The following is a 23,412-nucleotide window of genomic DNA, read 5'->3' on the forward strand; positions in this document are numbered from 1 at the left end:
ATGCGCCTCAACCTGTTCTCCTGTGCCGCGGGCGTCGTGCCCGCGTTTTTTTTCGTTTGCGGCGTCGCGTGCGCGCAGCCGGCATTCCACAACCCCCTCGTCACGCAACGGGCCGACCCGCACGTGACCTTGCAGCCGGACGGCTGGTACTACTTCACGGCCACCGTGCCGGAGTATGACCGCATCGAAGTGCGCCGCGCGCGCTCGCTGGACGACCTGGGCAAGGCCGATGCGAACGTCGTCTGGCGCAAGCACGCGCAAGGCGAGATGGGCGCGCACATCTGGGCGCCCGAGCTGCACCGCATCGACGGCAAGTGGTACCTGTACTTCACGGCCGGCCGCGCCGATGCGATCTGGGACATCCGGCTGTACGTGCTCGAATGTGGCTCCGACGACCCGCTGCGCGGCCCTTGGCTGGAGCGCGGCCAGCTGAAGACGGGCTGGGAATCGTTCTCGCTGGACGCGACGACGTTCGCGCTGAACGGCCAGCGCTACCTGGTGTGGACGCAGCGCCCGCCCGAGGGCGACCAGCACCAGACCAACATCTACATCGCGAAGATGGCGACGCCGCTGTCGCTGGCCGGCCCTGCCACCTTGCTGACGGAACCGGAGTACGGGTGGGAGCGCGTCAAGTACGCCGTCAACGAAGCGCCGGCCGTGCTGGTGAAGAACGGCCGCGTGTTCCTCACGTACTCGGCATCCGCGACGGACGCGAACTACGCGCTGGGCATGCTGACGGCGCGCGCCGACGCGAACCTGCTCGACCGCGCCGCATGGACGAAGTCCGCACAACCGGTGTTCGCGACGAGCGCCGCGAACGGCCAGTACGGCCCCGGCCACAACTCCTTCACGACGACGCCGGACGGCAAGACCGACATCCTCGTCTACCACGCCCGCAACTACCGCGACATCGTCGGCGATCCGCTGCGCGACCCGAACCGCCACACCCGCGCCCAACCGATCACGTGGCGCCCCGACGGCACCCCGGACTTCGGCATCCCGGTGGCCGACAAGCCCTGATTCCCCACCATAACATTTCCGAAATTCGGGGACTGTCCCTCAAAACAGGAAATATTTCCAAAAACGAGGGACAGTCCCCCGTGGTTGGGGCGCCACAAAACCGGCAGTGTTGTCGTGCTGGCGCAACGCGGCGCGATTTCTCTCAGAGGCAGAGGCGCAAGCCCGTGATGTGCGGAAAGGGGGAGGGACTGTCCCTCGAAACAGGAAATATTTCCTGAAATGAGGGACAGTCCCCTGTGCGGTTAACGCAACAGATCGAGCCAGCGGTCGCGGTAGGCGGGCCAGCCGCGCAGGGGCAGCGGGGTGGCGGGGCGGGCCGTGGCGGTGGGGGGCTCGCCCCAGTGGGCCAGCATCCAGCCGCCGCAGGTGGTGCCGCTCGCGTCGTCCGTCGTGGAGACCGTGGCGCCGGGGCGCAGCGCGGCCAGCAGCGGGGCGAAGTGCGGGTTGTTCGTGAAGCTGCCTTCGACGACGACGTCGCCCTGCGCGCCCAGCTGCGTCAGGCAGTAGTCGCTCATCAGCGCGCAGTACAGCGTGGCCAGCGCGGTGCGCTCGGTGTCGCCGGGCAGCGGCGGGCCGATGACGGAGCCGGTGCGGCCTGAGAACGGGCCGCCGGCGTCGGCGAACGCGGGCAGCGCGAACGTGCCCTGGTCGATCAGCTGCTGCAGGTCGGCCACGCCGCAGGCAGCCGGCTCGGCGCCGGCCAGCGCGGCGAATTCGCGCCCGCCCATGAAGCGGATGCACGGCACCGGCTGGCCCAGCGCGCTGCAATTGGCCAGCATGTCCGCCTCTTCGCGCAAGCCGTCCAGCGCGCCGCCGGGCAACGCGGCGATGACCCACGTGCCGGTCGACAGCACGGCGGTCGCAGGGCCTGCCGCTGCATCGCCCGCTGCATCGCCCGTCACATTCAGGTGCCGCAGCAGCGAGGCATTGCTGTCATGGATACCGCACACGATGCGGCAGTGCGCCGGCAGGCCGGTACGCTGCGCAAGCGCCGGCAGCACGGGCCCCAGCGTGTCCCACGCGTTGAACAGCGGCGGCATCAAGGTATGCCAGCCCATCCGCTCGACGAGCGCCGAATACTGCTGGCGCGCCGGCTGCCACAGGTCCGTGTGACAGCCCAGCGACGTCACTTCGCCCGCCGCCACGCCGGAGAGGCGCCACGCCCAGTACTGCGGATACATCAGGATGTGCCGCGTGCGCGCGAAGTCGGCGGGGAAGACCGCAGCCAGCCACGCCAGCTGCCGCCCCAGGTTCAGTCCAGCGGGCAGGGCAGGCGAGTATGTCGACGCATACGGCGCGCGCTGCGTCAGGTATTGCGCGCGCTGCTGCGCCGGCGGCTCGTATTCGTAGTCGAGCACCGGCAGCACGAGGCCATGCTCGTCCACCAGCGCGGCCGTCGCGCCGTGCGTCACGGGGACGATCGCGCCGACCGTGGCGATCGTTGCGAAGCGAGCGATCGTCTCCAGCATCCATTCCCAGATGGCGTCCGTGTCGTGATGCGGATAGGGTCCCGAGCGCAGCACCGTGTTGGCCTTGCGGCGCTCGGCCAGCTGCTGGCCTTGCGCGTCGATCAGCACCAGCTTGACGTTGGTCTTGCCGATGTCGAGGACGATGACCGCATCGTGCGTGCCTTCGCCGGCCGTCACTTGGCCACCTTCTTCCCGCGCAGCAGCCGAGGCAGGGCGATTGTCACGAGCAGCAGCAGGCCGATCACGATCGTCATGTAGATGCCGGGGATGTTCGCCAGCGACAGCCCGTACGTCACCGTGCCGAGCGTCAGCACCGCCAGCATCACGCCGCCGATCGTGCCCGCGCCGCCGGCGATCGATACGCCGCCCAGGATCACCATCGTGATCACTTCCAGCTCCCAGCCCATCGCGATGTTCGGCCGCGTGCTGCCGATGCGGCCCGTCAGCAGGAACGCGGCCAGGCCGGCCATCGCACCCGTCAGCATGAACAGCACGAGGCGGTAGCGGTCCACCTCGATGCCGGAGAAGCGTGCCGCGACCGGGTTGTTGCCGATCGCGTAGATTCGCCGGCCCCAGCGGGTGGCATGCAGCACGAACGCGAACAGCGCCGCGAACACGAGCAGCACGACGAATTCACGGGGGATCACGTCGAAGAAATAACCTTGCCCCCAGTCCGACATCAGCTGCGGGTAGCCGGTGAACGCCTTGTCGCCGAGGACGACGGACGCCAGCCCGCGGAACAGCGACACGGTGCCGATCGTGACGACGATCGCCGGCAGGCCGAAGCGCGTCACCAGCACGCCGTTCAGCGTGCCGCACAAGGTGCCTGTCGCCAGCGCGACGAACAGCAGCGAAGCAGGCGGGAAGCCCGCTCCTTTCGCAAGGCCCATCGCGACCGACGACAGCGCGAGGGTGCCGGCCACCGAGATGTCGATCTCGCGGCAGATGATCAGCAGCGCCATCGGCAGCGCGATCAGCGCCTTCTCGCTGAAGTTGAACGTGCCGTCCGCCAGGTTGTACGGATCGAGGAACGTCGGCAGCAGCAGGCCGTTGGTGAGAAACGCGACGACGAACAGCAGCGCAAGCAGGGTTTCCCACTTGCCCAGCACCGTACGCACCTGCAGGCGCGGGCGGTCGAGGATCGTGTAACGCGAGGTCGTGGCGGAAGTACGGCCGGTCGTGGGATTGGTGGCGGTCATCGTCATGATGTTCAAGCGGCGCTCCGGGGAGTATCAGTCAGGTGCAACGGCAGGATCTGCCGGCCACCGTGCTTGCGGTCGCGGGCGTTGATCAACACTGCGGCCAGGATCACGAGGCCCGTCAGCGCGCTTTGCCAGAACGGCGATACCTTCACCACCGGCAGCGCATTGCCGATCACGGCGAGGAACAGGCCGCCCAGCACGGCGCCCGCGACGGTGCCGGTGCCGCCGGCGATGCTGATGCCGCCGATGACGCAGGCGGCGATCACGGTGAATTCGAAGCCATACGCGATCTCCGTGTACGCCACCGCGTAGCGCGCCACCCACAGGTAGCCGCACAGGCCCGCCATCAGGCCGGACAGCCCGTAAGTCCACAGCAACCGCCGTGCCATCGGGATGCCGACGTAGCGGGCCGACGACGGCGCATTGCCGATCGCGTACAGGTCGCGGCCGAAGCGGCTGTGACTCGCCAGGTACCACGCGGCCAGCACGGCCAGCGCCGCGATCCACACGAGGTGCGTGACGCCGGCCAGGCGTAGCAAAGGAAACGCGATGAAGTCCTTCGGCATCTGGTGCGACGACACCCACGCGCCGCCGGACAGCACGAACACCATGCCGCGGTACACGCTCATCGTGCCCAGTGTGACGACGATCGCCGGCAGTTCCAGGTAGCCGATCAGGTAGCCGTTGACGAGCCCCAGCACGAGGCCCAGGCCGGCCGCGACCAGCACGACGACGGCCAACGGCAGGTCAGGGTTATGCGATGCGAGCATCGCCGCCGCCATGCCCGACAACGCCAGGTTCGACGCGACCGACAGGTCCACGCCGCGCGTGACGATCACCAGCATCTGCGCCAGCGCCAGCATGATCAGGAGCGTGCTGTCCGTCAGCAGGTTGGCGAGACTGGCACCCGTGACGAATACCGGTGCGCGCAGGCCGACCAGCAGCACGAGGGCCACGATGGACAGCGCAAGCAGGCTTTCGCGACGCACGAGATTAATTCGCAGCTTCATGCCGCCTCCTCCAGCACGGCCCCGGATGCTGCCGCGCAGACGTTCTCCGGGGTCGCCTCGCAGCGCGCGAATTCGCGTTCGACGCGGCCCTGGTGCATCACGACGATGCGGTCCGACAGCCCCAGCACCTCCGGCAGTTCGGACGACACGAGTATCACCGACAGCCCCTGCTTCACCAGCTCGCCGATGAAGCGGTGCACGGCCGCCTTCGAACCGATGTCGATGCCCTTCGTGGGCTCGTCCAGGATGATCACTTTGGGATTCGTTGCCAGCCATTTCCCCAGCACGACCTTCTGCTGGTTGCCGCCCGAGAGTTCGGACACGTTCTGGCACAGGTGGTGCGCCTTCAGCTCCAGCTGTTCGCTGTACAGCCGGGCCACCGCCAGCGCTTCCTTGCGGGCACGCCTGCCGCGCAGGAAGAAGCCCAGGTGGTCCAGGATGGCCAGCGTGGCATTGTGCAGGATCGGCAGCGACAGGTGCGCGCCCTGGTGCTGGCGGTCTTCCGGCACGTAGGCGATGCCGTGCGCGATCGCGTCGGCGGCACAGCCGATGGCGACTGCGCGGCCGTCGATCTTCACGTTGCCGGCGCTCTGCTTTGTCAGGCCGAACAGTGCCTGCATCACTTCCGAGCGGCCAGCCCCCACCAGGCCGTAGAAGCCCAGGATCTCGCCCTTCCTCAGCTTGAACGATACGCCGTCGAACTCGGTCGGGTGGCAGAAGTTGTCCACCTCCAGCAGCACGGGGCCGGGCACGACGTGCGCCTTCGGATACGCCTCGTGCACGGCGCGGCCCACCATCAGCGACACCAGCTCGCCTTCGCTGATGTCGGCCAGCCGGCCGTCGGCGATGTACTGGCCGTCGCGCAGCACCGTGTAGCGGTCCGCCACGGCATAGATCTCGTCGAATTTATGGGAAATGAAGATGACGGCGGTGCCGGCTTCCTTCAGCTGGCGGATGATGCGATACAGCTCGGCGATCTCGCGCTGCGACAGCGCGGCCGTCGGCTCGTCCAGGATCACCACGCGCGCGTCCTGCGACAGCGCGCGCGCGATCTCGACGAAGTGGCGCTGCGCCACCGATAAATCCTTCACCTTGGTGCGCACCGGCAGCGGCACTTCGAGGCGGGCGAACAGCTGCTCGGCTTCGCGCTCGATGCGGCGCCAGTCGATGCGGCCGCCCCTGGCGGGCTGGCGGCCCACGTAGATGTTCTCGGCCACCGTCAGCTCGTCGAACATCACGCTTTCCTGGTGCACGGCCGTCACGCCCGCACGCATCGCATCCTGTGCATCGGTGAACGTCACGCGCTGGCCATCCAGGAAGATCGCGCCTTCGTCCGGCTGGTAGATGCCGGTCAGCGTCTTCACGAGCGTGGACTTGCCGGCGCCGTTCTCGCCCAGCAGGGCCATCACTTCGCCGGCCCGCACCGTCAGCGCCACGTTGTTCAATGCCGTGATGCCGGCGAAGCGCTTGCAGATGCCTTCCAGGCGCAGCACGCTCTCGCCCGCCGGGCTGGCGTGCCCGGCGAGTGTGTCTGGTTTCGCTTGCATGGCTGTCAGAAGATCTTGGCGAATTTGTCGACGTTGCCGGCGTTGTACAGGAACGGTTCGGCCATCGCGGCCTCGCCGTTGCCGTCGATCGCGATCGCGCCCATCCGGCCTGCGTTGAACTTGCCGCCCGCCTTCGCGTCGGGCACGCCCTTGACGAAGTCGTAGGCCGCGAACGTGGCAGCGTAGCCCAGGTCGATCGGGTTCCAGATCGCGAACTCCTTCACGGCGCCGCTCTTCACGTGGCCGGCCATCTCGGACGGCAGGCCGAGGCCCGTCACGTACACCTTGCCCACCAGGTTCTCGTCGACGACGGCCTTCGCTGCCGCCACGATGCCCACCGTCGTCGGTGCGATGATCGCTTTCAGGTTCGGGTAGCTGCGCAACAGGCCGATCGCTTCGCGGTAGCTCTTGTCGGACTGGTCGTCGCCGTACACGGTGGCCACCAGCTTCAGCTTCGCGAATTCAGGTTTTTGCAGCGCATCCTTCATCACGTCGATCCAGATGTTCTGGTTCGTCGCCTGGGCCGATGCGGACAGGATCGCGATCTCGCCGGCGCCGCCGATCGAGTCCGCCGCCATCTGCAGCTGCTTCTTGCCGATCAGTTCCGCGTTCGACGGGTTCAGGTGCATCAGCCGGCCTTCCTGCGCCAGGCCGCTGTCGAACGACACCACCTTGATCCCGCGCTGCATCGCCTTCTTCGCGATCGGCACGAGGGCATTCGGATCGTTCGCGCTGATGACGATCGCATTGACCTTCTGGCTGATCAGCGAGTTGACGATTTCAATCTGGCCTTCGGCCGATGGTGTTGTCGGCCCCGTGTAGATGATCTCCACGTTCTTCAGCTGCGCGGCCGCCTCGTTGGCACCCGAATGCGCGGCATCGAAGAAGCCGTTGCCGAGGCTTTTCACGACCATCGCGATGCGGATCTTTTCGCCTTCGGCCGGGGTGGAGGCTTTCTGGCCGCAGCCCGCCATCAGTGACGATGCGCCGAAGGCGGCGAGGAGGGTGGCGGCGATAAAGGTCTTGCGGTTCAATGTGCGCCCTCCGTCTGGAACAGCGAGGAACCCGAGAACTCGAAGCCGTGCGTGTACGGCATCGCGGCTACCGGCGTCGGCACCGGCTCGGGCGCCACGGTCACGACCTTCACGCCGGATTGCTCGAGCAACTGCACGGCGGCGTCGGATGCATGGGTATCGGTGATCACGCACGACACGCGATCGAGGCCGCACAGGATCAGGCCCGCCTTCTTCGCGAACTTCGAGCTGTCGGCCAGCACGATCAATTCCTCGGCCTGGCCGATCAGCCGTTTCTCGGCCTGGATCAGCAGCGGATCGGCTTCCATCAATCCCAGCAGCGAAAGGCCGTACACGCTCATGAACATCTTCGCTGCATAGTGGTGCTGCGTGATGTCGTTATCGAACGGCGACAGGATCACGTTCTGCTCGCGATACACCTTGCCGCCGGGGAGGATCACTTCGTTCTCGGACGACAGCAGCAGCCGCTCGGCCATCAGGAACGAATTGGTGAGGATCTTCAGGTGCTTGTCGACCAGGAAGTCGGCCATCATGAACGTCGTGGTGCCGCCGTTGATGACGATCGTCTCGCCTTCCTCGCACATGCCGGCCGCATAGCGGGCAATGGCGCGCTTGCGGTCGGCGAAGCACTGGATGTTGTGCTCGAACGTTTCGCTCGTCAGCGTCATGTTGCGCTTCTTCTGGGCCAGGTTGGCTGCGCCGCCGCGGGTGCGGGTCAGCAGGTTGCGCGCCGCGAGCCACGAGATGTCGCGGCGCACGGTGGCGGGGGAGGCGCTCAGCCATTCAACCAGCTGCGGAACGCTGGCGGTCTGGTGCTCGGCGAGCAGCTTGAGCAAACGTTTACGGCGCTTGTGATTCACCATGTTGTCGTCTCCTTATGTGATCCTACTCCGCAGCGGATGCCGGGCGTGGTCGATTTATTAACGAGAAGGCTAACCCGTTTGCAATTCACCGGTCAATCACCTCGTGCTCAAAACTGTGATTATTTCCAACGAACGGTCGTGCTTACTGCGCATTCCGATCATCGAAATGATTAATTCATTCTTGGTCATCATGTTGATCGCTTGTGCATTGACACCCCTCCCGCACCTGATTTCTACTGATCCCCGCTTGCCACGATGGCAAAACCAATGCATATCAACGACGGAGACCACATGAACCAATCGAAGCAGAAACAGCCCATCACGTCGCTGTGGGATGACGCGAAGGCGGCATCGATGAGCGAACCGGAGCTGCTGCTCTACCGCTCCAACCTGCTGGGCTCGGACCTGCGCATCACGAACTTCGGCGGCGGCAATACCTCGGCGAAGGTGATGATGGAAGACCCGCTGTCGGGTGAGCAGGTCGAGGTGCTGTGGGTGAAAGGCTCGGGCGGTGACCTGGGCAGCATCAAGCTGGATGGCTTCTCGACGCTGTACATGGACAAGCTGCGCGCATTGAAGCAGCGCTACCGCGGCCTGGAACACGAAGACGAGATGGTTGCCTACCTGCCGCACTGCACGTTCAATCTGAACCCCCGCGCCGCGTCGATCGATACGCCGCTGCACGCCTACATCGCCCGCAAGCATGTCGACCACATGCACCCGGACTCGGTGATCGCGATCGCCGCCTGCGCCAATTCGAAGGCGCTGACGCAGAAGATCTTCGAAGGTGAACTGGGCTGGCTGCCGTGGCAGCGCCCCGGCTACGACCTGGGCCTGAAGCTGGAAGAGCTGTCGTCCAGCCAGCCGCAATTGAAGGGCATCATCCTGGAAGGCCACGGCCTGTTCACGTGGGGCGACACGGCCAAGTCGTGCTACGAGACGACGTTGGCGATGATTCAGCGCGCCGAGGAATGGCTGGCCGCGAACGTGAAGCAGCCCGTGTTCGGCGGCGCCGCCGTCACGCCGCTGCCGGCGCCCGACCGCGCCGCGCTGGCCGCGAAGCTGATGCCGCTGCTGCGCGGGAAGATCAGCAAGAGCGAATTCAAGCTGGGCCACTTCGACGACAGCGAGGCGGTGCTGGAATTCGTCTGCTCGCAAGATCTGAAACCCCTGGCCGCGCTGGGCACATCCTGCCCCGATCACTTCCTGCGCACGAAGATTCGCCCGTACGTGATTGATTTCGATCCGACGAAACCCGACTTCGACGCGCTGGCCGCCAGCCTGGACGCCGGCCTGGAACAGTACCGCAACGACTACGTGGCCTACTACGAGCGCTGCAAGCGCGCCAACAGCCCGGCCGTGCGCGACGCGAATCCGATCATCTACCTGATCCCCGGCGTCGGCATGCTGTCGTTCGCGAAGGACAAGGCCACGGCGCGCATCGCCGGCGAGTTCTACGTCAATGCCATCAACGTGATGCGCGGCGCGAACGGCGTCGACAGCTACGTCGGTCTGCCCGAGCAGGAAGCGTTCGACATTGAATACTGGCTGCTGGAAGAAGCGAAGCTGCAGCGCATGCCGAAGCCGAAAAGCCTGGCCGGCCGCATCGCCGTCGTCACCGGCGGCGCCGGCGGCATCGGCCAGGCGGTGGCGCGCCAGCTGCTGGCCGAAGGCGCCTGCGTGCTGCTGACCGATATCGATGCGGAAGCGCTCGACGAAGCGAAAAGCGTCCTGGCGAAGGTGGCCGGCAAGGACAATGTCGCCAGCATCGCCGGCAACATCACCAGCGAAGAGCAGGTGGAAGCCGTGTTCACCGAAAGCGCGCTGCGCTTCGGCGGCGTGGACCTGCTGATCTCGAACGCGGGCATCGCCTCGTCCGCACCGCTGGAAGCGACGACGCTGGAGATCTGGGAACGCAACCAGGACATCCTCGTCAAAGGCTACTTCCTGGCCAGCCGCGCCGCGTTCCGCATGATGAAGACGCAGCAGCTGGGCGGCAGCATGGTGTTCGTCGCATCGAAGAACGGCCTGGTCGCATCGGCCGGCGCTTCCGCCTACTGCACCGCGAAGGCGGCCGAGATCCACCTGGCGCGCTGCGTGGCGCTGGAAGGCGCGCCGCTGGGCATCCGCGTCAACGTCGTCAATCCGGATGCCGTGATCCGCGGCTCGCGCATCTGGGACGGCAAGTGGAAGCAGGAGCGCGCCCAGTCGAACAAGATCGATGCGGACGATGTCGAGGAGTTCTACCGCGAGCGCAGCATGCTGAAGCGCTCGGTGCTGCCGGAGGACATTGCGGAAGCCGTGTACTTCCTGTCCAGCGACAAGGCGGCGAAGAGCACCGGCAACGTGCTGAACGTGGACGCCGGCAACGCGGCGGCCTTCACGCGGTAAGATAAAAAAAGTTCAGGCAAGCGGCCACCCGGCGGGCGGCCGCACAAGAAGGAGACGAGATGACTGCAGCACAGAACACGGTGATCGACGCCGGCCGCGTGGCCGAGCACAACGCGCAGCAGCAGGCGGCGCTGGCAGCGGACTACGAGGCGCTGGGCGGCATGCTGGCGCGCCGTGGCGTCGATATCGAGAAACTCACGGCACTGGCCGGCACGTTTGCCGTCGCCGTGCCCAGCTGGGGCGTTGGCACGGGCGGCACCCGCTTCGCCCGCTTCCCGGGCCGCGGCGAACCGCGCAATGTGTTCGAGAAGATGGAAGACTGCGCCGTGATCCACCAGCTGACCCGCGCCACCCCGGCCGTGTCGCTGCACTTCCCATGGGACCGCACGGATGATCCGCAAGCGCTGCGCGAGCTGGCCGAAGGCTATGGTCTCGGCTTCGACGCGGTGAACTCGAACACGTTCCAGGACCAGCAGGGCCAGGGCCATTCTTACAAATACGGCAGCCTGACGGCGACGGCGGGCGCCGTGCGCGCACAGGCCGTGGCGCACAATATCGATTGCATCGAACTGGGCAAGGCGCTCGGCTCGAAGGCGCTGACGGTATGGGTGGGCGACGGCGCCAACTTCCCCGGCCAGCACAACTTGCGCGGCGCGCTGGAACGCTACCTGGACAGCATGCGCGACATCTACGGCGCACTGCCGGCGGACTGGCTGATGTTCATCGAGCACAAGCTGTTCGAGCCGGCGTTCTACGCGACGACGATCGCCGACTGGGGCACGAGCTTCGCCTGCGCCACCGAGCTGGGGCCGAAGGCGAAATGCTTGGTCGACCTGGGCCACCACGCGCCGAACACCAACATCGAGATGATCGTTGCGCGACTCGCGCAGTTCGGCAAGCTGGGCGGCTTCCACTTCAACGACAGCAAGTATGGCGACGACGACCTGGATTCGGGCAGCATCAACCCGTTCCAGCTGTTCCTCGTCTTTAACGAGCTGGCCGACGCGGCACAGCGTGCAAAAGGCGGAGACTCGGACTTCGCGCCGGCCTACATGCTGGACCAGTCGCACAACGTGACGGACCCGATCGAAAGCCTGATGACGTCCGCCGTCGAAGTGCAGCGCGCCTTCGTGCAGGCCGCGCTGGTGGACCGCAACGCGCTGCGCGCGCACCAGGAAGCGAACGACGTGCTGCAGGCTGCGCAAACGCTGAAGGCCGCGTACCGCACGGACGTCTCGGCGATCCTGGCGATGGCACGCGTGCGCAACGGCGGCGCCGCCGATCCGGTGGGCTGCTACCGTGCCGCGGGCTACCGCGACGGCGTGGCCGAACGCCGCCCGGCCAAGGCGGGTGTCAGCGGCAGCGGCATCGTCTGAGCGCATGACGGCGCGTACGTCGCGCAAGCGGGCCGCGGCCCGCTTGCTTCCACTCGCCTGTCTGCTCGCCACGGCTGGGTTGCCCGTCCACGCGGACCCGGCGCGCCTGGCCGATGTGGCGGCGCGTTTTGCCGCACCGCCGGACGACGCCAGGCCGATGGTGCGCTGGTGGTGGTTCGGCCCGGCCGTGGTGAAGCCCCAGCTCGAGCGCGAGATGCTGGCGATGAAGGCGGGCGGCTTCGGCGGCTTCGAGATCCAGCCCGTGTACCCGATGGAACTGGACGATCCGGCGCGCGGCATCCGCAACGTGCCTTACCTGTCCGCCGATTTCCTCGACGCGGTACGCTTCGTCAACGACAAGGCCCATCAACACGGCCTGCTCGTGGACATGACGCTGGCCAGCGGCTGGCCGTACGGCGGGCCGCACGTGTCGGCGCAGGAAGCGGCCGGGCGTGTGCGCCAGCACGTGGCGGCGCTGCCGGCCGGCGCCACGTCCGTTGCGCTGCCATCGATCATGAGCGGCGAAAAGCTGCTCGGCACCTTTGTCGGTGCCGGGGACGTCAAGAGTTTCGATGCAAGCCGGCTGCGCCAGGCGGCCGTGACGGAACTGGCCGGCCGGATGGCGGTCGCGCCGGCGAACGAGGACAGGGTCGCCGTGTTCTACGTGGCGAGCCGCACCGGCCAGCAGGTCAAGCGCGCCGCGCTGGGCGCCGAGGGCTTCGTGCTGGACCACCTGAGCCGCAAGGCGCTCGACGATCATCTGCAAGCCGTCGCCGAGCCGCTGCTGCAAGCCTTTGGCGACAGGCCGCCGCACGCCGTGTTCTCGGACAGCCTGGAGGTGTACAACACCGACTGGACCGACGACCTGCTGGCCGAGTTCAAGCGCCGGCGCGGCTACGACCTGCTGCCGCACCTGCCGGCGGCGTTCACTGGGCAGGGCAAGGATGCCGCGGCGCTGCGTCACGACTGGGCGCTGACGCAAACGGAACTCGTCAACGAGCGCTATCTCACACCGCTGAACGACTGGGCCAGGAAGCACGGCACGCGCTTCCGCTCGCAGACGTATGGCCAGCCCGTCGTCACGATGTCGAGCAACCGGCTGGTCGACCTGCCGGAGGGGGAAGGCCCACAGTTCCGCGCCTTCTCGTTCACCCGCTGGGCCACGTCCGCCGGCCACCTGTACGGCAAGAACGTGATCTCGGCCGAGACGTGGACGTGGTTGAACTCCCCCGCATTCGCCGCCAGCCCGCTGGACATGAAGGTGGAAGCCGACCGCATGCTGCTGCAGGGCGTGAACCAGTTCGTCGGCCACGGCTGGCCGTACACGCCGCCCGGCGCGCGCGAACCCGGTTATTCGTTCTACGCGGCGGCCGTGTTCAACGACCACCAGCCGTGGTGGAACGTGTTGCCGGACGTGAACGCGTACCTGACCCGCGCCAGCTGGCTGCTGCGCCAGGGCGAGCCGGCCAACGACGTGGCCGTGCTGCTGCCCGTCGACGATGCGTATGCGTCGATGGGGCCTGGCAAGATGTCGGTGTCCGAGAAGATGGACCACTATGTGACCGAAGCGCTGACGACGCAGATCCTCGACGCAGGCCACAATCTCGATTACGTCGATCCGGAATCCGTGCTGGCGCTGGGCGTCAAGCATCCGGTGCTGGTACTGCCGCATGTCACGCGGCTCGCGCCCGAGGTCCTGGAGAAGCTGCAGGCGTATGCGCGGGGCGGCGGCAAGATCGTCACCGTGGGCAGCAAGCCGTCGCTCGCGCCCGGTCATGCTGATGCGGAGAAGGTGACGCAGCGAGTGACCCGTGCCGCGCAGGCGCTGTTCGCGCTGCCGGGCGTGCAGTTCGTTGCGAACGATGCTGATGTGGGCGCCGCGCTGGCGCGTGCCGTGCCGGCCGACTTCCAGGTGCAAGGGCAGGCGGGCGACGTGGGCTTCATTCGCCGCAAACTGCCGGATGCCGACATCTACTTCATCGCCAATACGTCGAACCGTCCCGTCGATACGACAGCAGTGCTGCGCGCGCCACGCAAGCATGCGGCGTGGTGGAGCCCGATGGACGGCAGCGCCGTTGCGGCCAGCGTCACGCCGGCACTTCCGCTGCGGCTGGCGCCGTACGAGTCGCGCGTACTCGTGTTGTCGGATGCGCCGCAGAGCGCCGCCCCGGCCGTGTCATGCGGCCCAGCCACGGTGCTGGCCGACCTGTCGCGCGACTGGCAGGTAGCGTTCCCTGGCCAGGCACCGCGGCGCTTTGCCGAGTTGCGTTCGTGGACGGACGATCCGGCAACGCGCTTCGTGTCCGCCGAAGTCACGTACACGAAGGATGTCGAGGTCTCCGCACTGGCGGACAGCCGTGTGCTGCTTGACTTCGGCGCAGGCAAACCGATGGCGTCCGCGCCGAAGGTGCCGGCGGGGATGCGCGCGATGCTGGAGCCGCCGGTGCGCGAGGCGGCGATCGTGTTTGTCAACGGCCAGCGCGCCGGCAGCCTGTGGTCGCCGCCGTACCGTGTCGACGTGACTAAGCTCTTGCAGCCGGGCCGCAACCGCATCGAAGTGAAAGTGGCGAACCTGGCGCTGAACATGCTGGCGGGGCAGGAACGGCCGGATTACCGGCTGCTGTGGGCCCGCTACGGCCAGCGCTTCGTGCCGCAGGATACGCAGCTGATCGCACCGCAGCCGTCTGGCTTGCTGGGGCCCGTGCAGCTGTTGGCCGAACCGGCGGGAGACAAGCAATGAGGAGGAAAACCATGAAGCAATGGCTGCTGGCGCTGGGCGCCATGCTGCTGTCGGTCGCCGCGCAGGCGGCCGACTTCAGCGTGGCGCGATATGGTGCGAAGGCCGATGGCAAGACGCTGAACACGAAGGCGATCCAGGCCGCGATCGATGCGGCCGCGCGGCAGGGCGGTACCGTCGTGTTCCCGGCCGGGACGTACCTGACCGGCTCGATCTTCGTCAAGAGCGGCGTCACGCTGCGGGTCGACAAGGGCGTGACCCTGCTCGGTTCGCAGGACATCAAGGACTACCCCGTGCTGCCGACCCGCATCGCCGGCATCGAGATGAAGTGGCCGGCGGCGCTGGTGAACGTGTACCGGCAATCGAACGCGAAGATCGAGGGCGAGGGCACGATCGACGGCGACGGCAAGGTCTTCTGGGACAGCTACTGGACCTTGCGCAAGCAGTACGAACCGCGCGGCTTGCGCTGGGCGTCCGACTACGACGCGCAGCGGCCCCGCCTGATCCAGGTGTTCGAGTCGAAGGATGTGAAGCTGGGTGGCGGCCTGCTGTTGAAGCGCGCCGGCTTCTGGACGGTGCACATCTGCTACTCGGAAGACGTGACGATCGACGGCGTCGTCATCCGCAACAACCAGGATGGCCTGGGCCCGTCGACGGACGGCATCGACATCGACTCGTCGAGGAAGGTGCTGGTGGCGCACGCCGACATCGACGTCAACGACGATGCGCTGTGCATGAAGGCCGGCCGCGACTCGGATGGCTTGCGGGTGGCGCGCAGTACCGAGGACGTCGTCGTGCGCGACTCGATCGTACGCTCCGGCGCGGCCGGCTTCACGTTCGGCAGCGAGACGTCCGGCGGCTTCCGTAACATCGAGGCCTACAACATCACGGTGCTGGACAAGGTCCCCGTCGGCATCCTGTTCAAGTCGGCGCACACGCGCGGCGGCTTCGGCGAGAACATCCGCCTGCACGACTTCACGATGCAGGGCACACCCGTGGTGCTGCGTATCACGATGAACTGGAACCCCAGCTACAGCTACGCAAGGATCCCGGACGACGTGAAGGACGTGCCGCCGCACTGGAAGGTGCTGGCCACGCCGGTGCCGCGCGAGCGGGGGATGGCCCAGCTGTCGGACGTGAGCATCTGGAACATCAAGGCAAGCGGGGCGCGCACCGCGTTCGAGGTGGACAGCTACAAGGAAAAACCGGCGCAGCGATTCACGTTGCGCAACCTCGACATCGAGGCGAAGCAGGGTGGCCACATCTACGACGTGGCCGGCTGGACGTTCACCGATGCGAAGCTGGCGCTGGGCACACCCGTGCAGCTGGAAGACGACAGGGGCGTGCGGGGCTTGCCGCCGGCCGCCGTGCAGGTGCGTCCGCGCGCCGTGAAGGAAGACCCGTCGAAGAAGAGCTTTGAAGAACAGGACAAGTCATGAAACCATTATTGAAAGCGGCCGTGCTGCTGCTGGTTGCAAGCGGCACGGTGCATGCGCAGGAACAGTACCCGCAGCCGACGCCGGCGATGCAGGCGATCGTCGACAAGGACGTCAAGCGCAAGTTCGGCGATGCGCCGGCCGACCCGGGGCCGGTGGCGACGGACCTGTCGGCCGCGCTGACGAAGAAGGACATCGACAAGGTGCTGCGCAAGGTGGCCGACTGGCAGCTGGCGCGCACGATGGCCTACACGGACCAGATCTGGACGGCCAGCGTCGCCTATGCCGGCTTCATGGCTGCGTCGGAGGCGACGGGCGATCCGAAGTACCGCAACGCGATGGCCAAGCTGGGAAAGGGCTTCAACTGGTCGCTGCGCGGTGCGGCGTATCCCAACGCGGATGACATCAGCATCGGCCAGATGTACCTGGAGCTGTACCTGAAGGAGCCGCGCCCGGAGAAGATCGCCACGCTGCGCCAGCACCTGGATACGCTGGTCGACCTGGATACGCTGCGCCCGGGCGACGCGCGCCTGCCGTGGTGGTGGTGCGACGCGCTGTTCATGGCTCCTCCGGTGTGGCTGAAGATGTGGCAGGCTACCGGCGAGCGCAAGTACCTCGACTACGTGCACGAGCAGTGGAAGAAGACCTACGACCTGCTGTACGACCAGGAAGAGCACCTGTACGCACGCGATGCCGGCTACAAGGACAAGCGCGAAGGCAACGGCAAGAAGGTGTTCTGGTCGCGCGGCGAGGGCTGGGTGATGGGGGGCCTGGCACGCACGCTGGAGATCCTGCCGAAGGACGATCCGCAGCGGCCGTTCTATGTGCAGCAGCTGCGCGAGATGTCGGCGAAGCTGGCGTCGCTGCAGGATGCGAACGGCGAGTGGCACGCCGGCCTGCTCGACCCGCAGGCGTGGCCGCTGGCCGAGACGTCCGGCGCGGCGCTGTTCGTGTACGGCATGGCGTATGGCGTCAACAATGGCTACCTGGACGAGAAGACCTACCGGCCCGTGATCGAGAAGGCGTGGGCGGGGCTGCTGAAGCACATCTACGCGGACGGGCGCCTGGGTGGCATCCAGCAGACGGGCGCGGAGCCGGCGTATTACCAGCCTTCGTCCAGCTACAACTATGGCGTGGGCGGCTTCATGCTGGCCGCGGCCGAATTGAAGAAGATGGCGGTGCGATGATGGCGCATACGACGAAGGCGTTCCGCATGCAGCTGAAGCCCGGCACGGTGGACGAATACAAGCGCCGGCACGACGAGCTGTGGCCGGACTTGGCGCAGGCATTGCGCGACGCGGGCATCTTCGACTATTCGATCTTCCTGGACGAGGAAACGCTCGCGCTGTTCGCAGTGCTGAAGATCGCCGACGGCGCGCCGATCGCCGAGCTGCCGAAGCAGAGCGTGATGGCGCACTGGTGGGACTACATGGCGGACTTGATGGAGGTGGAGCCGGACGGCGACCCGCGCAACCGCCCGCGCGAGTGGCCGCTGCGGCAGGTGTTTTATTTCAAAGGGTAAAAACTGCGGAGGATAAAGCTTGGAGGGCGAACGGTGCCGCCGGCAGTCACAGAATCTGGTGGGCGAGGATCGCCAGCCCCACCATCGACATCGTGGCACCGATGCCCATCAGCCACATCACGACGGTCACCGTGCGGTCACGCAGTTCAGGATCGTTTTCCAGCTTGGTCGCGATATTTGTCATTTGATTACCTCCAGGCACTTCATGCCGTCGACGCTGTTGCCGTTGCCGCCAAGGCAATCTGCAAGCCTCTTCATTTTATCCTCTTTTTCCTGCACCGCAGCGGATTTTGCCTCCACCTTGATGGCTTCCTCCAGCGCACTCAGCACCGCGTGTGTCGTGCTATAGCTGAGCACGGTGAAGATCAGCACGCCGATGGACGACACGAACACTTTGCGGTCGGGTATGTGCGGGTTGCCCGCGGCGGGACGGCGATTGTTCAGCGAGCCCGCGCCGACCATGATGGCCGAGCCGAGAATGACTCCCAGGTGGAGCCAGAAAACCAGCCAGGTGATGCCATAGCGGTTTGGATTGGTGACGAGCTTTTGCAGCGCGAACAGCTCGTAGCACGTGGATGCCGCCATCCCCATTGCTGCCCAGAACAGTTCGCCCTTGCCGATCGACTTGATAATGCTGCGTGCCGCCAGCGTGGCGGTCACGTTGGGAATACTGAACAGCCACAGCACGAGCAGCGGCAGCAGCACGGGGACGAGGATGTTAATGCCGAGCCACGCGGCAAGTGCCCACCAATCGAGATACGGGGAGATCGAATCGAGCGAGGCCACGGGACGGTTGGAGATCGGGAGTGGTTTGGCGTTGCTGGCAGAGCAGGTGCGGCCGGCTTTGCATTGTGCCGCACCATGTGCTGTCCCGATGTCGATTACCGCAAGCCGCGGCGATCCCGTCCGCCGCGGCGCCGCTTACTTCGGCGGCTGAGCGCTGGCCGACGGCGTCAACAGGCCCCGCGCGCGCAGCCATTCCTCGGCGCGGCGCGGCCACATCGACGCGTTGGCCAGGCCGTCGCGCATGCCCATGCCGTGGCCGCCCTGCTCGAATGCATACAGCTCGGCGGGCACCTTGGCCTTGGTGAGCGCCTGGTAGAACAGGATACTGTTCTCGACGGGCACCGCGGCATCGGCCTGCGTGTGGATCAACAGCGTGGGCGGGGTGCGCGACGTGACCTGCTTGTCGACCGACATCAGCTGCACGAGCTCGGGCGACGGCTTCTCGCCCAGCAGCGCCTTGCGCGAGCCCATGTGCGCGGCCGGCCCCTCCATCGCTATCACGGGGTACATCAGCATCAGGAAGTCGGGCCGGGCGCTGACCTTGTCGAGGTCATTGCGGGTGCGGCCGGCCGGGTGGTCGAACAGCGTGCCCGCGCTGGCGGCAAGGTGGCCGCCGGCGGAGCTGCCCATCACGCCGATGCGGTTCGGATCGATGTGGAATTCGGCCGCGCGCGAGCGCAGCAGCCGCACGGCGCGCAGCACGTCCTGCAGCGGCGCCGGGTGGCCGAATTCCTGCATCCGGTACTTCAGCACGAACGTCGTCACGCCCAGGGTACTGAGCCAGGTGGCATACTGCGTGCCTTCGCGGTCGTTCGACAGCCGCACGTAGCCGCCGCCCGGCGCGACGATGACGGCGGTGCCGTTCGGGCGGTCGACGGCCGGCCCGACGAGCGTCAGCGTGGGTTCGGAGACGTTCTGGATGTAGCCGTTGTAGTTCTGTTCGGGGCCGATGTTCTTCTGGCCTGGAACACCTTCGGGCCACAGCGGCAGGACGGTGGGCGCGGCGAGCGCGCAGGAGACGGTGGTGGCGAGCAGCATGGACAGGACAGGTTTTTTCATTGAATGGGAACGAGGCGAATGATGAAAAGGATATTGTGCACGGGACTGTTGGCGTTGTGTGCGTCCGCTCACGCGGATGCGCTGATCGGCCATGATTTCACCGGCTGGACGCTGCGCACCGATCCCGCGGCGGTGGTGACGGACGCGTTCACGCTGGGCGCGGACGGCGTGGTGACGTCGACCGGCAAGCCATCCGGCTTCCTGGCGACGACGGCCAGCTACCGCAACTACCGCCTGCACGTGGAATGGCGCTGGACGGACAAGCCGGGCAACGGCGGCGTGCTGCTGCACATCGCCGACGGCCCGATGGACCGCGTCTGGCCGACCAGCATCCAGGTACAGACGAAGCACGGTGCGGCCGGCGACCTGCTGCCGATGGCCGCCGCCACATTCGCCGAACCGCCGACCAGCGCCCCGGGCGCGCAACCGGTGATCAAGGCGCACACGGCACCGGCCAGCGAACGCCCGGCCGGCGAATGGAACAGCGCGGACATCGTCTGCCGCGACGGCACGATCGACGTGACGATCAACGGCGTGCCGCAGAACCGCGTGACGCAGGCGAAGCCGGCCGAGGGGCGGATCGGGTTCCAGCTCGAGGGGGCAGCGTACCAGCTGCGCAATGTGACGCTGGAACAGCTGTGAGCTCTTGCTGAGCCCGTGTCACTGGTGCCAGGCACCGGTGACACAAGCTGAGCAGTACGTCACTTCCGCCGCAGCCACTCCTCCGGCACCGGCACCACAACGATATTCATCGACCGCCCGTCCGCCGACAACATCGCCGACTGGATCTCGATCTTCGTGCCGTCCGCGTTGAACGTCGGGTGAGGGTGATCTGCGGCCGTGGTCTTGTGGCCCGTCGTCAGCATGCGCATCTCGCGCGTCTTGCGGTCGATCAGCCACAGGCTGCGCGAGAAGTCGTCGCCGACGGCGAAGCGACCGTCGGGCGAGCCGTGCACGTGCCACAGGCCGCTGCCGGACGGCGTCTGGCCCGCGATCGTCATCTCCCGCGTGCGCAGGTTGACGATGGCCAGGCCCGTCGGCTTTTCGCGCGTGCCCGCGTCACCCCATGCCGCGTCCTGGCCGGGATTGGCGCCGTTGACGCCCGTCGCCGGCGCATCCACGCCACCGGCGCCGCCGGGAATGGGGCGGTGGCCCATCAGCGCCATCGCCACCTCGTCCTTCGTGATCACGGCTTCGTGCGTGACCCATTCGTACGGCGCTTCCGGGTACAGTGGACGCAGGCCGCTGCCGTCCGCCCGCACCGTCCACGTGCGCTGCGGCGACTTGCCGCCCGTCTCCCAGCAGAACACGATCTCGCCCGGATTCCACAGGTTCGCCTGGATGTGGCCGATCTGGAAGCCGACCGAGACGACGTGCCGGATCTCGCCCGTCCTGACGTTCATCCTGGCGATGCCGTTCGGCCCTGCGCCCATATTGCGCGGCCCGAAGTTCGCTTCGACCTTCGCTCCCGCCGGCAGGTGCTTCGCCGCCGCGGCGCGGCCGATGCGGAAGTAGACCCATTCCTCGTCCGCGTCCAGCGCCATGTCGCCACCTGCCTCGAGGTCCGCCGGCGTCGTGCCGGCGATGCGCTGATACCGGGCCGGCGCCTGCATCCTGCCAGCCGCGCTGTCGCGCAGCACGGCGGCCAGGTCCACCTCGACGATCTGCAGCGTGCCATCCGCCGCACCCTTGCGCATGAAGTACAGCTTCATCGACTTGCGCGCCAAATTCAGCATGCCCGTGTAGCCGCCCTCGGTGACTTGCACGATGTCGCCGCTGGCTTCGTTGACGGCCATCGCTTCGCCGGCCACGCGGTTCGACCGGAACACGAGCCACTGGCCATCGGCCGTCCATTGCGGGTGCGTGGGATAGATCTTCGAGTCGCCCTTCGGCTCACTGGTGAGGAAGGTCAGCATGGTGCCCGTCACGGGGTCCTTGACGAGCTTCCTTTCGGAAGGGAAGCGCTGGCCGATCCCGGCGTGGGCGGCAGTCGTGAAGCATAGCGCCGCGCACACGGCGGCGCGCAGCAGGGATGGCATGATCATCGGTGTGCACGAGGGGTTGAAAATGCCGATTGTGCGCGCGATGCCCTGGCGCGTCCGCTCATCTTCCTGATTCTTTGCAGGCCGGCGGCGGCGGTGCGATGTCGCGGTCATAGAATAAGCCCATGAAACAGATCCTGCAGACGCTCATCCTCCTCCTGTTCCATCTGGCCGCGCTGGCGCAGCCATTCACCGCCAGCACCGATCCCGCCCGCGCGCAGGTCACGCTGCCGGACCCTGCCAACCCATCGCTGCCGTCGCTGATCCTGATCGGCGACTCCACCGTCCGCAACGGCCAAGACGACGGCCAGGGAAAAGGACCGGAAGGGCAGTGGGGTTGGGGCAATCCGATCGCCGCCTACTTCGACCCGGCGAAACTCAACGTCGTCAACCGCGCCGTCGGCGGGCTGTCGAGCCGCACCTACATCACGAGCGGGCACTGGCAGCGCACGCTGGCGCTGGTGAAGGCGGGCGACGTCGTCGTCATGCAGTTCGGGCACAACGACGCCAGCGCGATCAACGACACGAGCCGCGCACGCGGCACGATCCGCGGCACCGGCGACGAGACCGAGGAGATCGACAACCTGCTGACGAAGCAGCGCGAAACGGTGCACAGCTACGGCTGGTACCTGCGCAAGTTCGTCGCCGACATCCGCGCGAAGGGCGCCACGCCCGTCATCTGTTCGCCAATCCCGCGCAAGCGCTGGGACGAGCGGGGCAAGGCGCTGCGCAACGCGGCCGACTATGCCGGCTGGGCCAAGGAAGTGGCTCGGGGCGAGCACGTGGGCTTCATCGACCTGAACGAACTGGCAGCTAGGCGCTACGACGAGATCGGCCGCGACGCGGTGATGAAGCTGTTCCCCGTCGCGACGCCCGATGAGACGGTGCACACCAACTGGGCGGGCGCCGAGATCAATGCGCGGCTCGTCGTCGGCGGCATCAAGGCGCTGGGCATCCCGGTGCTGGTGGGCGCGCTGAACGAGCGGGGCAAGGCGGTGCCGGCGGCGGAAGACGAACGGCCGGTCGTCGACGCGACGGCCGTGAAGGTGGAGCAAGCCGCGAACGCCGCGCTGCCCACGCTGCACCTGGTCGGCGATTCGACCGTCAAGAGCGGCGGCAGGAGTGGCGACATGAGCGGCCCGATCGGCTGGGGCGAGCGCATTGCGCCTTACTTCGATGCGAGCCGCGTGAACGTCGTCAACCACGCGATCGGCGGCCGCAGCAGCCGCACGTTCCTGACCGAGGGCCGCTGGGCGAAGGTGCTCGAGCAATTGAAGGCGGGCGACGTGGTGCTGATCCAGTTCGGCCACAACGACGGCGGCCGCATCGGCGACCCCGCGATGAAGGGCCGCGCATCCGGCGCCGGCACGGGCCCTGAAACCGTGGAAGACAAGAAGCCCGACGGCACCGTCGAACAAGTCCACACGTTCGGCTGGTACATGGCGCGCTACGTCCAGGAAGCGCGGGCGAAGGGCGCGACCGTCGTGCTGCTGTCGCCCGTGCCGCACCGCGACGCGTGGCAGCAAGGGCGCGACTTCGCCACCTTCGCAAGCTGGGACCGCGAAGTCGCGCAGCGCCACGGCGCGCTGTTCGCCGACCTGACGCTGGCGATCGCCGACGCCTATCGCCGCATCGGGGCGGCGGCGGTGGACGCGCAATTCGCCGACGCGCGCACGCACACGAACGACGTCGGCGCCCGCTTCAACGCCGAACGCGTCGTCGCCACCCTGAAGGGCCTGCCGACAAACCCGATCGGCGCCTGGCTGTCGCCGCAGGGCCGCGACGTCGCCCCGGCCCAACCGTAAAGTGTAGCTTTTCCACTACGGGGGACTGTCCCCGATTTTTGGCAACGAACCGTGGAATGCGCGGCAAGCCGCCGAAGTCGCACGTGTTCATTCGCCACTGCCGAGCAATCGCC

At 67.0% G+C, this 23,412-nt stretch carries 19 protein-coding genes; 9 read left to right on the forward strand and 10 right to left on the reverse strand.

The window, feature by feature from the left end; translation table 11 throughout:
- Entirely contained in the window at nt 1-1,020 is a 1,020-nt protein-coding gene (locus IP92_RS02205) for a glycoside hydrolase family 43 protein (protein ID WP_145872878.1), read from the forward strand.
- Between the two features lie 242 nt (nt 1,021-1,262).
- Here the strand turns inward: IP92_RS02205 and IP92_RS02210 are convergent, their stop codons facing one another.
- From IP92_RS02210 to IP92_RS02235, 6 genes are read right to left on the reverse strand one after another with little or no spacing between them, the layout of a single operon-like run.
- Nucleotides 1,263-2,666 (reverse strand): FGGY-family carbohydrate kinase, encoded by a 1,404-nt coding sequence (locus IP92_RS02210; protein ID WP_145872879.1) that lies wholly within the window; start codon nt 2,664-2,666, stop codon nt 1,263-1,265.
- The gene (locus IP92_RS02215; protein ID WP_229418622.1) at nt 2,663-3,694 is read right to left on the reverse strand and encodes an ABC transporter permease; all 1,032 of its coding nucleotides are present in this window, start codon (nt 3,692-3,694) and stop codon (nt 2,663-2,665) included. Before IP92_RS02215 ends, IP92_RS02210 begins: the two co-directional genes overlap by 4 nt.
- A 5-nt stretch (nt 3,695-3,699) precedes the next feature.
- The gene (locus IP92_RS02220) at nt 3,700-4,701 is read right to left on the reverse strand and encodes an ABC transporter permease (RefSeq protein WP_145872880.1); all 1,002 of its coding nucleotides are present in this window, start codon (nt 4,699-4,701) and stop codon (nt 3,700-3,702) included.
- The gene (locus IP92_RS02225; protein ID WP_145872881.1) at nt 4,698-6,248 is read right to left on the reverse strand and encodes a sugar ABC transporter ATP-binding protein; all 1,551 of its coding nucleotides are present in this window, start codon (nt 6,246-6,248) and stop codon (nt 4,698-4,700) included. The genes IP92_RS02220 and IP92_RS02225 overlap by 4 nt, the downstream gene beginning before the upstream one ends.
- 5 nt (nt 6,249-6,253) lie before the next feature.
- Nucleotides 6,254-7,222, reverse strand: a complete 969-nt coding sequence (gene rhaS, locus IP92_RS02230; protein WP_145873285.1) for a rhamnose ABC transporter substrate-binding protein — start codon at nt 7,220-7,222, stop codon at nt 6,254-6,256.
- Between the two features lie 56 nt (nt 7,223-7,278).
- Entirely contained in the window at nt 7,279-8,145 is an 867-nt protein-coding gene (locus IP92_RS02235) for a DeoR/GlpR family DNA-binding transcription regulator (protein WP_145872882.1), read from the reverse strand.
- A 291-nt stretch (nt 8,146-8,436) separates the two neighbouring features.
- On the opposite strand from IP92_RS02235, the gene IP92_RS02240 reads away from it, so the two are divergent.
- From IP92_RS02240 to IP92_RS02265, 6 genes are read left to right on the forward strand one after another with little or no spacing between them, the layout of a single operon-like run.
- Nucleotides 8,437-10,536, forward strand: coding sequence for a bifunctional rhamnulose-1-phosphate aldolase/short-chain dehydrogenase (locus tag IP92_RS02240; protein WP_145872883.1), 2,100 nt, complete (start codon nt 8,437-8,439; stop codon nt 10,534-10,536).
- 59 nt (nt 10,537-10,595) lie between these two features.
- Nucleotides 10,596-11,912 carry an L-rhamnose catabolism isomerase gene (rhaI, locus tag IP92_RS02245; protein ID WP_145872884.1) on the forward strand — a complete coding sequence of 439 codons (1,317 nt, stop codon included), beginning with the start codon at nt 10,596-10,598 and terminating at the stop codon, nt 11,910-11,912.
- Nucleotides 11,913-11,916: 4 nt separating this feature from the next.
- Entirely contained in the window at nt 11,917-14,652 is a 2,736-nt protein-coding gene (locus IP92_RS02250; RefSeq protein WP_145872885.1) for a glycosyl hydrolase, read from the forward strand.
- 11 nt (nt 14,653-14,663) lie between these two features.
- The gene (locus tag IP92_RS02255; RefSeq protein ID WP_229418572.1) at nt 14,664-16,088 is read left to right on the forward strand and encodes a glycoside hydrolase family 28 protein; all 1,425 of its coding nucleotides are present in this window, start codon (nt 14,664-14,666) and stop codon (nt 16,086-16,088) included.
- Complete coding sequence (locus tag IP92_RS02260; protein WP_145872887.1) at nt 16,085-17,272, forward strand: glycoside hydrolase family 88/105 protein; 1,188 nt, start codon at nt 16,085-16,087, stop codon at nt 17,270-17,272. The genes IP92_RS02255 and IP92_RS02260 overlap by 4 nt, the downstream gene beginning before the upstream one ends.
- Entirely contained in the window at nt 17,269-17,607 is a 339-nt protein-coding gene (locus tag IP92_RS02265) for an L-rhamnose mutarotase (RefSeq protein WP_199271809.1), read from the forward strand. The genes IP92_RS02260 and IP92_RS02265 overlap by 4 nt, the downstream gene beginning before the upstream one ends.
- Before the next feature lie 46 nt (nt 17,608-17,653).
- On the opposite strand, the gene IP92_RS29815 is transcribed toward IP92_RS02265, so the two are convergent.
- From IP92_RS29815 to IP92_RS02275, 3 genes are all read right to left on the reverse strand, one after another.
- Nucleotides 17,654-17,791 carry a hypothetical protein gene (locus tag IP92_RS29815; protein WP_158206804.1) on the reverse strand — a complete coding sequence of 46 codons (138 nt, stop codon included), beginning with the start codon at nt 17,789-17,791 and terminating at the stop codon, nt 17,654-17,656.
- The gene (locus IP92_RS02270; protein ID WP_145872888.1) at nt 17,788-18,393 is read right to left on the reverse strand and encodes a hypothetical protein; all 606 of its coding nucleotides are present in this window, start codon (nt 18,391-18,393) and stop codon (nt 17,788-17,790) included. Before IP92_RS02270 ends, IP92_RS29815 begins: the two co-directional genes overlap by 4 nt.
- Nucleotides 18,394-18,528: 135 nt before the next feature.
- Nucleotides 18,529-19,452, reverse strand: a complete 924-nt coding sequence (locus IP92_RS02275) for an alpha/beta hydrolase (protein WP_145872889.1) — start codon at nt 19,450-19,452, stop codon at nt 18,529-18,531.
- 18 nt (nt 19,453-19,470) lie between these two features.
- On the opposite strand from IP92_RS02275, the gene IP92_RS02280 reads away from it, so the two are divergent.
- Nucleotides 19,471-20,094 carry a 3-keto-disaccharide hydrolase gene (locus IP92_RS02280; protein ID WP_158206805.1) on the forward strand — a complete coding sequence of 208 codons (624 nt, stop codon included), beginning with the start codon at nt 19,471-19,473 and terminating at the stop codon, nt 20,092-20,094.
- A 59-nt stretch (nt 20,095-20,153) separates the two neighbouring features.
- On the opposite strand, the gene IP92_RS02285 is transcribed toward IP92_RS02280, so the two are convergent.
- The gene (locus IP92_RS02285; protein ID WP_229418573.1) at nt 20,154-21,497 is read right to left on the reverse strand and encodes a TolB-like translocation protein; all 1,344 of its coding nucleotides are present in this window, start codon (nt 21,495-21,497) and stop codon (nt 20,154-20,156) included.
- A 122-nt stretch (nt 21,498-21,619) separates the two neighbouring features.
- Here IP92_RS02285 and IP92_RS02290 point away from each other — a divergent pair, with 122 nt between their 5' ends.
- Nucleotides 21,620-23,299, forward strand: coding sequence for a rhamnogalacturonan acetylesterase (locus IP92_RS02290; RefSeq protein WP_145872891.1), 1,680 nt, complete (start codon nt 21,620-21,622; stop codon nt 23,297-23,299).
- Nucleotides 23,300-23,412: the final 113 nt, after the last annotated feature.

Origin of the sequence: Pseudoduganella flava, from assembly GCF_007830495.1 — a bacterium.
Lineage (GTDB): Bacteria > Pseudomonadota > Gammaproteobacteria > Burkholderiales > Burkholderiaceae_D > Rugamonas > Rugamonas flava.

Coding starts and splice junctions, on each gene's coding strand:
- IP92_RS02255 (WP_229418572.1), top strand. CDS start 14,664: ATGAAGCAATGGCTGCTGGCGCTGGGCGCCATGCTGCTGTCGGTCGCC.
- rhaI (WP_145872884.1), top strand. CDS start 10,596: ATGACTGCAGCACAGAACACGGTGATCGACGCCGGCCGCGTGGCCGAG.
- IP92_RS02215 (WP_229418622.1), bottom strand. CDS start 3,694: ATGACGATGACCGCCACCAATCCCACGACCGGCCGTACTTCCGCCACG.
- IP92_RS02290 (WP_145872891.1), top strand. CDS start 21,620: ATGAAACAGATCCTGCAGACGCTCATCCTCCTCCTGTTCCATCTGGCC.
- IP92_RS02265 (WP_199271809.1), top strand. CDS start 17,269: ATGATGGCGCATACGACGAAGGCGTTCCGCATGCAGCTGAAGCCCGGC.
- rhaS (WP_145873285.1), bottom strand. CDS start 7,222: ATGGCGGGCTGCGGCCAGAAAGCCTCCACCCCGGCCGAAGGCGAAAAG.
- IP92_RS02220 (WP_145872880.1), bottom strand. CDS start 4,701: ATGAAGCTGCGAATTAATCTCGTGCGTCGCGAAAGCCTGCTTGCGCTG.
- IP92_RS02285 (WP_229418573.1), bottom strand. CDS start 21,497: ATGATCATGCCATCCCTGCTGCGCGCCGCCGTGTGCGCGGCGCTATGC.
- IP92_RS02280 (WP_158206805.1), top strand. CDS start 19,471: ATGATGAAAAGGATATTGTGCACGGGACTGTTGGCGTTGTGTGCGTCC.
- IP92_RS02275 (WP_145872889.1), bottom strand. CDS start 19,452: ATGAAAAAACCTGTCCTGTCCATGCTGCTCGCCACCACCGTCTCCTGC.
- IP92_RS02240 (WP_145872883.1), top strand. CDS start 8,437: ATGAACCAATCGAAGCAGAAACAGCCCATCACGTCGCTGTGGGATGAC.
- IP92_RS29815 (WP_158206804.1), bottom strand. CDS start 17,791: ATGACAAATATCGCGACCAAGCTGGAAAACGATCCTGAACTGCGTGAC.
- IP92_RS02260 (WP_145872887.1), top strand. CDS start 16,085: ATGAAACCATTATTGAAAGCGGCCGTGCTGCTGCTGGTTGCAAGCGGC.
- IP92_RS02205 (WP_145872878.1), top strand. CDS start 1: ATGCGCCTCAACCTGTTCTCCTGTGCCGCGGGCGTCGTGCCCGCGTTT.
- IP92_RS02235 (WP_145872882.1), bottom strand. CDS start 8,145: ATGGTGAATCACAAGCGCCGTAAACGTTTGCTCAAGCTGCTCGCCGAG.
- IP92_RS02250 (WP_145872885.1), top strand. CDS start 11,917: ATGACGGCGCGTACGTCGCGCAAGCGGGCCGCGGCCCGCTTGCTTCCA.
- IP92_RS02225 (WP_145872881.1), bottom strand. CDS start 6,248: ATGCAAGCGAAACCAGACACACTCGCCGGGCACGCCAGCCCGGCGGGC.